Here is an 11249-nt window from a genome sequence, read left to right on the forward strand (position 1 = left end):
CCGCGTCGGAGCGAAAAGTTGAGCCAGTGCGTTGGACGGGTTCCCCGGCATAAAGCAACTGGCGTTGCGCGTCCGGGTTTCCCGGCGCAAAACTTTTCAAGACAGAGGGGTTGGGGAGAGGTTCATCGAACTCACGTTTACTTAGTTCGCTCTTTGCTATCCGGAGAAACACCAAACGCAAATCGAACTGAATATCATAATATCGGCTAAATTATCGATAATTAAGCTTAAGTATGTTTAATATTGATGAAGATTTAAAAATTAATAAATATTGTAATTGCTTAAAAATCCCTGAAAGTATTAAGATTTCCTTAAGAAAAATTACGAGAAATAAACCTAAGGTCTTTCTAATCTCAAAAAGTGTAAAAGTGCTGGTTTTTCAAGTTTTATTAATTTAAAGATATGTGGTTAGTTCAGTGAAATATATATGCCAAGTATTTTTGCAAAATATACTGACGCAACATTTTGCAATTTCTGTAAATATTGATTCAGAGTGTAAATTTCAGATAAAACTGTAAATAATAATTATTAAGTTAAATTTAATAATCAGAATTTATAGAAATCAATTTTTCCGGATTTAGCCTAAATATAGGCTTGCTTAAGCATTGAATAAAGGAAGTTAGAGGATTGCTCCCCAGCAAGAAAAATACAACAATTGATGCGATTTCAAAATTCATCATCTTTTGATATGGAAGAAATATAAATAGGGCATAATTTAATTTTAGATTTCAAATATAACCGTTCAATTAATTAGAATAAGCCAAGCATGACGATTTTAAATTCGACAGAATCTCAAGTAGATTTTTCCCGTACTCAGCATAACCTAATCTCAGACAAAATATCACTAATTCATCAGTTATTTGAAGAACAAGCATCAATCTCACCTAATACCATAGCAGTAGAGTTTGAAGGGCAGTGTCTTTCTTATCAAGAGCTAAATCAGCGTGCTAACCAACTTGCTCATAATTTGCAAGTATTAGGAGTGCAAGCTGATATTCTGGTTGGTTTGCATCTAGAACGTTCTTTAGAACTTATTATTGCTGTAATAGCTATCTTAAAAGCAGGTGGTGCTTATCTTCCACTTGACCCCAATTTTCCAGCAGAGCGTCTAAATTTCATGCTGGAAAATGCCCAAGTTTCTATATTATTAACTCAAAGCCATCTAAGCAAAGTTTTGTTATCACCAACCACACATTGCATTTGCTTGGATAGTGAAAAAGAAGCTATTGGCCAACATAGAACAACTAATCCCCAAAGCAAGGCCACTTTAGATAACTTAGCCTACGTCATCTACACTTCTGGTTCCACAGGTAAACCTAAAGGTGTAGCAATGCCGCACATTACACTTGCCAATTTGATTGCTTGGCAGTGGCAAAATTCAACAGCCAGTTCTGCTAAAACACTTCAATATACTCCGATTAGTTTCGATGTATCCTTCCAAGAAATATTTGCTACCCTCACCACAGGCGGCACATTGGTTCTAATTTCCGAACAAATGCGTCGTGATCCTAAAAGCCTACTACAATTTCTCAACAAAGCTCAGATTGAAAGGCTGTTTTTACCGTTTGTGGCACTGCAACAGTTAGCAGAAATAGCACAGATAGAAAGTATTATTCCTACTAGTTTATGTGAAGTGATTACGGCTGGGGAACAATTACGTATCACAACAGCGATCGCACATTTATTTAGTCAGTTACCTCAATGTAGTTTATACAACCACTATGGGCCGTCTGAAACTCATGTAGTCACAGCCTTTACCTTGACTGGTTCATCGCAAGATTGGCCAGCATTGCCACCCATTGGGCAACCAATAGCTAATAGTCAAATATATCTGTTAGATTCAGACCTCCAGCCTGTACCTGTTGGCGTTGCTGGGGAGTTATATGTTGGTGGTGTTAGTCTAGCAAAAGGATATTTCAATTCTCCGGAATTGACAGCACAAAGATTTGTTGTCAGCCCTTTTAATGATTGCGATCGCTTGTATAAAACAGGTGATTTAGCCAGATATCTTGCTGATGGCAATATCGAGTATTTAGGACGCATAGATCAGCAAGTCAAGATTCGTGGCTACCGGATTGAACCAGGAGAAATTGAAACTGTACTTGAGCAGCATTCTCAAGTACGGCAGGCAGTAGTAGTTCCTCGAAATGACATTTCTGGAGAACAACGTTTAGTTGCATATATAGTTGCAGATGCGCCTGCTACTTCCGTGAGTGAACTGCGGCAATTTTTGCGATCGCAACTACCAGAGTATATGGTGCCGAGTGCGATCGTGTTACTAGACAAACTGCCATTAACTCCTAGTGGTAAAGTTGACCGTCAAGCTCTGCCAATGCCAAGCTATGGAAATAACCAGGAGAATTTTGTTGCGCCGCAAACTCCTACAGAGATAGCGTTAGCAAATATTTGGAGTGAAATTCTTGGCTTAACGCAAGTAGGAATCTATGACCATTTTTTGGATTTAGGCGGACATTCACTTCTAGCTACGCAAGTAATTTCCCGTATCCGCAATGCCTTGCAAATTGAGTTACCTTTACATTGTCTATTTAAATCAGCCACAATAGCTGAACTTGCAAAGCTGATAGAAACAGATAGGCAACAAATACAAACTATATCGCTTCCTCCAATCCAACCTGTAAAACGCGATGCTAATTTACCCTTAGCATCCGTACAGGAACCATTATGGTTTTTAGATCAGTTAGTACCGAACAATCCCTTCTATAACGTACCAGAAGCCTTTCAGCTAAATGGTTTGGTAAATGTTGGAGCTTTAGAACAAAGTTTCCAAGAAATAATCAACCGTCATGAAATTTTACGTACTACCTTTAAAGCTGTGGATGGGCAACCTATACAGGTGATTCATACATCTCCAATATTTAAACTACCTGTCATAGATTCACCTACAGACCAAAGCCAAATCTGGGAATTAATTATCCAAGAAGCTAGACGTTCCTTTGATTTATCTCAGGATTTGATGCTGCGTGCCACACTCTTTAAGTTAAGTGAAACCGAACATTTTCTTTTGATCAACTTGCATCATATTGTCTGTGATGGTTGGTCAATGAAAGTATTGTTGCAGGAACTGGCGATCCTCTACAGTGCCTTTGCACTAGAACAAACTTCTCCCCTGTCGGATTTAACTATTCAGTATGCTGATTTTGCAGTCTGGCAACGACAGTGGTTGCAAGGTGAGATCCGAGAACGTCAGCTTGCCTATTGGCAAAAGCAGTTAAATGATCTGCCACCCATATTGCCATTACCAACAGACTTTCCTCGACCACCAGTGTCAAGCTATCAAGGGGCGCGACATTTCCTGAGTTTATCCGCATCTTTAAGCACAGAACTGAAAGAATTGAGCCGTCAGGAAGGCGTTACCTTCTTTATGACACTACTGGCCGCCTTCCAAACATTACTTTTTCATTACACTGGACAAGAGGATATTGCTGTTGGCTCGCTCGTTGGCAATCGCCATCGCCCTGAATTAGAAAAAATGTTGGGGTTCTTTGCTAACACCATCGTACTCCGAACAGACTTGTCAGGGTTGCCTAGTTTTAGGCAGCTGCTACAACGAGTCCGAGAGATGACTTTGGGAGCTTATGCTCATCAGGACGTACCATTTGAGGAACTGGTGCAGGCATTACAACCCGACCGCGAACTCAATCAAAATCCACTTGTTCAAGTTGTATTTAACTTGCAAAATACGCCAACATCTACTTGGGACGTGCCGGGTTTGTCGTTAACTCACTTGCCCCTTGATAATAAAACTGTCAAATTTGATTTGTTTTTGGAATTAGCTGAAACACAGACTGGTCTAGTAGGTTACTTCGAGTATAGTACCGACTTGTTTGCAGCGACGACGATCGCTCGGATGGCTGAACATTTCCAAAAACTACTGGAGGACATCGTTGCCAATCCAGATGAGAAAGTCGATAGATACTCCTTGCTCACAAAAACCGAGCAACAACAACTGCATACATGGAATCAGACTCAAAGCGATTTTCCTCAAGAATGTATTCACCAATTGTTTGAAGCGCAAGTATTAAGAACACCGAATGCGATCGCCATTGAATTTGCCGGACAGCAATTAACTTACCGAGAATTAAATCAGCAAGCAAATCAAGTAGCAAATTATTTGCAAACCCTGGGTGTAAAACCGGATGTTATTGTCGGTATTTGCATTGAGCGATCGCTCGAAATGATGATTGGGCTTTTAGCAATTCTCAAAGCGGGTGGAGTTTATGTACCATTAGACCCAGCTTATCCGCAAGAACGTTTAGCATTTATGCTCAACGATTCACAAGCACCAGTATTATTAACGCAGCAAAGTTTGATTGACAAGATGCCCAAACATAATGCACAGGTAGTTTGCATAGACTCTGATTGGCATATCATTGTCAAGCAAAGCCAGGAGAATCCAAATAGTGGAGTAAAACCTGAAAATTTAGTTTATACAATTTACACATCAGGTTCCACAGGTAAGCCCAAAGGAGTGCAAATTAAACACTGTTCACTGGTCAATATTCTATCTTTCATCGCTCAGAAACCAGGACTGAGCGAGCAAGATATCCTCTTGGCTGTGACTACCATCTCGTTCGATATTGCAACTATCGAGCTTTACTTACCGCTAATTGTCGGTGCGCGCATTGCCATAGCTAGCCGCGAAGTTGCTTCTGATGCTTTACAACTAGCTGAGTATATTGAGCGATCGCGTGCGACTTTTATGCAAGCTACCCCAGCGACTTGGCGAATGCTCTTAGCAGTAGATTGGCAAGGTAATCCACATCTGAAAATTCTTTGTGGCGGTGAAGCTTTGACGAGAACACTGGCAGACGAACTGCTTAAAAGGTGTTCCTGTGTTTGGAATGTCTATGGGCCAACAGAGACTACCGTCTGGTCTACAATTTACAAATTAGAATCAGGAAATAATTCGGTACCTATTGGTTGTCCCATTGCCAATACGCAAATTTACTTATGCAAACCTGATAAAAATCACCAACATTCTTTACAACTTGTTCCTATTGGTGTAGCAGGGGAATTATATATTAGTGGTGTGGGTTTAGCTCAAGGATACCTTAACCGACCTGAATTGAACCAAGAGAGATTTATTCATAACTCCTTTGGTAATGGGCAACAAGATTGTCTGTATAAAACTGGTGATTTAGCTCGTTATCTTCCAGACGGTAACATTGAATATTTGGGTAGAATCGATCACCAAGTTAAAATTCGTGGATTTCGGATTGAATTAGGAGATATTGAAACTGCACTCAGCCAACATCCTACTGTGAGGGAGATAGTAGTTGTTGCCTATGATGAGCGATTGGTTGCCTACCTCGTTCCTAAATCAGAAAAATCAGCACAGGATGCCTCTAATACATCCCAAATTGAACAACTACAACAGTGGCAAACAATCTGGAATGAATCTTATAGCCAGTCTGCAATCGAGCAAAATTCCAAGTTCGATCCAAAATTCAATATCATCAGTTGGAATAGCAGTTACACAGGATTAGCGATCGCCGCTCAGGAAATGCAAGAGTGGGTAGATCGAACAGTTGAGCGAATATTATCTTTACAACCGCAGCGCGTTTTAGAAATCGGTTGTGGAATGGGGTTGTTGCTGTTTAGAATTGCTCCCCACTGCTCCTATTACTTTGGGATGGATATCTCAGCAACAGCCATCTGTTACCTAGAGCAGCAATTAAAGCAGCAGAATTTATCCCAGGTAAAACTTGCCACTAAAGCCGCAGATGCACTTGATGAATTAGAACTGGAAAGCTTTGACGCGATCGTGATTAACTCTGTAATTCAGTATTTTCCTAGTATTGACTACTTGGTGAGTGTTTTAGAAAAAGCAGTAAAGTTAGTCAAGCAGGGGGGATACATCTTCATTGGAGATGTACGCAGCTTGCTGTTGCTAGAAGCTTTTCATACATCCGTGCAGTTATATCAGGCTGCCGACACTTTGCCCATAGAGGAACTGCGACAGCGCGTCCAAGAACGTATGGCTCAGGATGGAGAATTAGTTATCGATCCAGCCTTTTTTCATGCCCTCAAGCAACATCTATCTCAGATTAGTCATGTACAAATTAAACTTAAGCGTGGTAGTTATCACAATGAAATGACTCGCTTTCGTTACGATGTCATCCTTCATATCGATACCAAGGTGAATCGCACTGTAGAACCAACTTGGCTAGGTTGGCAACCGGATTTAACTTTGTCTACAATCCATAAACTTCTACAAGACACTGAACCAGAATGTTTTGGTTTAGCCCGTATTCAGAATTTACGAATTCTGGCGGATGTTCAAGCTACTAAATTGTTGGCATCCAATGATTTTCAAACAGTGGGCGAACTACGGGCAAAATTACAGGTAAATACACAGCTAGTAGGCATTGATCCGGAAGCACTGTGGAATTTGGGCAATTGCTTACCTTACACTATCCACACTCAATGGTCAGCTTCAAATGCACCAGACTGCTATGACGTAGTATTTCAGCGACAAACAGATGACAAGAGCATAATTGATTTCTTCTCTGGCAAAACTGCTCCCATCAAACCTTGGAGTGCCTACGCTAATAATCCTCTTAAAAGTAAACAAGCAGACAATTCAGTAAATCTGGTACCGCAACTGCGTGCTTTTCTGAAAGAGAAACTACCTGATTATATGATTCCTGCTGTCTTTGTCGTCATGGACTCCTTACCTCTGACACCAAACGGCAAGGTTGATCGCCGTGCATTACCGGCACCAAACCGAGTTAGATCTGAATTACAGAAAAGTTTTGTTGTACCTCGTAACGATATTGAACAGCAATTAGTACAGATCGCAACTCAAATTTTAGAACTGCAACAAATTGGAATTCATGACAACTTCTTTGAATTGGGAGGACACTCTTTATTATTAGCTCGGATGCTTTTCATGATACAAAAAACATTCCAGATAGAGTTATCCCTGCAAAACATTTTCATGGCTCCTAAGGTTGCAGAATTAGCTGAAATCATTGCAGCAGTCAAAGCTGGAGATGATGTAGCATCAACTATTCCCTCTACTCTCGATCTGCAAGCTGATGCTATTTTAGATCCAACAATTAACTCTAAAACTGCATCGTTTGATTTAGCTTTTGAGCCAACCAACGTTTTATTAACTGGTGCAACAGGCTTTTTAGGAGCTTTCTTGCTTCACGAATTACTTGAGCAAACCCAGGCTAAGGTTTATTGCTTGGTCAGGGCTAGTGACGTTGAAGAAGGTAACGGACGCATCAAGAGCATCCTGAAATCTTACAAGCTTTGGGAACAAAATAGAAGCTCCAGAATTATTCCCATAATTGGCGACATATCACTACCACTGCTGGGGTTGTCGTCTGAAGAATTTCAAACTTTGGCAGAAACGATCGATATTATCTATCACAACAGTGCATCAGTTAACTTTGTTTATCCATACTCGGCACTAAAACCTGCAAACGTTTTAGGTACACAAGAAATTCTCAGATTGGCAAGTCAAACTAAGATTAAACCCGTTCATTTTGTCTCTACTATTGGCGTTTTTTCACCAATTGCCTATCCTGAAACACAAGTTATTTTAGAACAGTCAGCCGATCGCCCTCATGGTCTCTATGGTTACACACAAAGCAAATGGGTTGCAGAAAAATTAGTTACACTTGCAAATGAGCGGGGAATTCCTACAGCCATCTATCGCCCCACTTGGATAGAAGGACACAGCCAAACAGGAATTTGTAACCGTCCCGGCTTTTTACGCAGTCTAATTAAAGGTTGTATTCAACTGGGGTTAGCGCCTGATTGGAATATGCCAGTAGATATTGTTCCCGTTGATTATATTAGCCAGGCGATCGTCCAGTTATCAAAACAAAAATCATTTAATCAGAGAATATTTCACATCTCTAATTCTCAATCTATCTCATGGCATCAGCTTGTGAACTGGATGCAGAATTTTGGCTATTCAATTGAAATAATTCCTTTTCCAGATTGGCTCTCTAAAGTCAAATTTTTTCTCCCGGATATGCCAGAGAATGCTTTATTTCCCTTCTTATCTTTCTTATTTGAAAAGCTTCCAGAGCAGCAACAGTCAATTCCTGAAATTTATTTTCGACAAAAATCTCTGCAATTTGATAGCTCCAATACATTCATGGGGTTAGTAAGCAGTAATATTACTTGCCCACCTGTGGATGATAAACTACTGAATACTTACTTTTCATACTTTATTCACTCTGGTTTTTTGGAGCCTCCTCTCCAATAGGGTGCAGATAAATTATTGAGGCAGGGGCAGAGAAATTGGTTAATCATCAATTTCTCTGCTCCTGCTTCTCTTTACTACTCAAGAACTGCTTGCATCAACAGGTAACTTTGTTAACCCAACCGTATTATCTCTTTTATGAGATGAGGCATTTTATTTTAGGTGCCTAAAAGTAGAGTGAATTTATGTTCGATCTGGATATTTTTGGGGAATTATCTTAACTAAGGCAACAATTTATACTGCTTTTAATAAGTTCGCAGCCGTATCAACAGCCTTCTAAATTTACTCCGGTTTCCGCCTTATGAAAACCCGTTCCTCATCCAGCAAATTCTGGACATTGCCATTACAGCTTGTCCTCATTGTTCCCTTCGTGGTGCAAGTGTTTGGTGCAGTGGGTTTGGTGGGATACTTGTCGTTTAAAAATGGTGAGAAGGCTGTTGAGGATCTGTCAAAGCAGTTGATGAAGCGAACAAGTAGTGAGGTTAACCATCACTTAGATGCTTACTTGTCAATTCCGCATAAAGTCATCCAGATCAATGCTAATGCAATTCGGATGGGATTACTAGATGTCCGAGATCGCAAAACAGTTGGCAAATTCTTCTGGTATCAAATGCAAGCCTATGATTTAACTTACATCAGTTTTAATCTACCAACTGGCGAAGGAGGTGGAGCTGGTCGCTATGATGGCAAAACGGTTACTATCGATGAAAACACCATCAAAACACCTAGCTTGCCGAAAAATTCCAAAACTTACTTGACAGACAATGATGGCAATCGTACTCAACTTTTGTCTACGGCTACATGGGATACTCTCAATGAACCTAATTACACTGAACCTGCCAAAGCTGGGAAACCCATCTGGACGAGGATCTACACCTACTACGATCCTGCCTATCCTCACTATATTGCAGCATCGGCAGGTAGCCCAGTTTATGATGCCACTAAAAAGCTGATTGCCGTGGTGGGGGTTGACATTCATCTATTGAAACTGAGCGAATTTTTGCGAACATTAGATATCAGTCGCTCTGGACAAGTATTTATTGTAGAACGTGACGGGATGTTGGTTGCTAATTCTTGTCCAGAGCAACCTTTTACTGTCAACAAGAACGAAATTAAACGTCTTAAAGCCACAGAAAGTCCTAATCCAGTTGTGCAGGGGATTGCTAAACAACTTCAGCAAAAAATTCCTAATCTTCGGACAATTACTAGTACCCAAGAACTGCAAGTCAATTTTCAAGGAGAAGATTATTCTGTGCATATTGCGCCTTGGCGCGACTCTTATGGCTTGGACTGGCTAGTCATGACCAGCATCCCGCACAGTGCCTTTATGTCCCAAATCAATACTAATACCCAGATTACTGTTTTACTTTGTTTTGGATCACTGATATTGGCAACCATAAGTGGTATTTTCACCGGACGCTGGATTTCACGTCCTGTCCTGCGTCTGAAGCAGGCAAGCCAGGCAATGGCATCTGGCGACTTAGACCAGACAGTAACAGATGGCAACATTCAAGAACTTAACGTCCTTGCCCATTCGTTTAACCACATGGCAGGGCAACTGCGCCAATCCTTTCTGACTTTAGAAAATAGTAATGCCGAACTGGAAGCGCGAGTTGAAGCACGGACTTTTGAACTCAAAACAACTTTAAGTGAATTGCAGCGTACCCAAGCACAAGTAGTTCAAAGTGAAAAAATGTCTAGCCTGGGTCAACTGGTAGCAGGTATTGCCCATGAAATCAATAACCCAGTCAACTTTATTCACGGCAATATTACTCACTTGGATGAATATACTCAAAACTTGTTGCAGATGATTTATTTTTGCCAAGAACGCTATTTTAGTCATGACCCAGAAATTCGAGCATTAGCCCAGGAAATTGATCTGGAATTTCTTAAAGATGATCTACAGAAGATGCTATCTTCAATGAAAATGGGGACTGAGAGGATTCGTAATATCGTGCTGTCTCTGCGGAATTTTTCGCGTATGGATGAAGCGGAATTTAAGACAGTTGATATTCATGAAGGCATCGAAAGTACGCTATTAATTCTGCAATACCGCCTCAAAGACAAACCAAACCGCACAGCAATTGAAGTAATTCGAGACTATAGCAATTTGCCGCAAGTAGAATGCTATCCTGGTCAACTCAATCAAGTTTTGATGAATATTCTGGTTAATGCAATAGATGCCCTTGATGAAGTAGATAGCAAGCGCACTTATCAACAAATACAGGAGAATCCCAGCCAAATTACTATCAGCACTTCCGTAATTGATTCTCAATTGGTAGAAATTGCGATCGCTGATAACGCACAAGGAATGCCAGAATCGGTTCAAAAAAGGCTATTCGATCCATTCTTTACTACAAAACCTGTAGGTAAAGGGACAGGTATGGGTATGGCAATCAGCTACCGAATCATTACAGAAAAGCACAAAGGTAAATTGCAATGTTTTTCTACCATTGGGGAGGGTACTAAATTTATAATTCAGTTACCTATCCAACAACAACTTCTTCAATCCATCTAACAAGAATTCCCAAATTTCTTTAATTTCTCAATTACTCAAAATAAAACCGACATTCAGTTCTCTAAATTATCATCATTATTATGTGTGAAGTTGTTCGTTACTGCGAGATATTGGGACTCGAATTATCAAACGACGACAGTATTTACCGCGACGACAAGAAACTGCGTCAAGTCGGCTGCACAGACGACTAATTGTGGTACATCAAGGCTTCTTCAAATCATCGGCACAAAGTCGCTTCAGCTAGAAATTTTGTTAGCCCTTGATTAATCTCATTCAGAAAAGCTGGAACTTCTTGATAACGGTGGTAACTAGCTCCATCCCAAAAAATGCTCCAAACCTAGATATTCAAGAAACTAGGCAAATCGATGTCAAAGTCTCTCTGTATGTTGAGCAATGAGGCTTTGATGATAAAGTCATTGTAAAAGTAGAAAACTACAAGGTAAAAACATCGATGCTGGATGTGGAGAAACTCTCGACACACCCAGC

The 11249-nt window shown here is 40.4% G+C and carries 3 protein-coding genes; all 3 read left to right on the forward strand.

The window, feature by feature from the left end; translation table 11 throughout:
• The coding region (locus H6G76_RS36785; RefSeq protein ID WP_206757041.1) for a hypothetical protein at positions 1-210 on the forward strand (210 nt) is incomplete at its 5' end.
• 556 nt (positions 211-766) lie between these two features.
• A complete protein-coding gene (locus H6G76_RS21515; RefSeq protein WP_190705285.1) occupies positions 767-8248 on the forward strand; it encodes a non-ribosomal peptide synthetase in 7482 nt (2493 codons plus the stop codon).
• A gap of 298 nt (positions 8249-8546) precedes the next feature.
• Positions 8547-10763, forward strand: a complete 2217-nt coding sequence (locus H6G76_RS21520; RefSeq protein WP_190705287.1) for an ATP-binding protein — start codon at positions 8547-8549, stop codon at positions 10761-10763.
• Positions 10764-11249 lie beyond the last annotated feature (486 nt).

It is taken from the genome of Nostoc sp. FACHB-152 (assembly GCF_014697475.1).
GTDB lineage: Bacteria > Cyanobacteriota > Cyanobacteriia > Cyanobacteriales > Nostocaceae > Nostoc_B.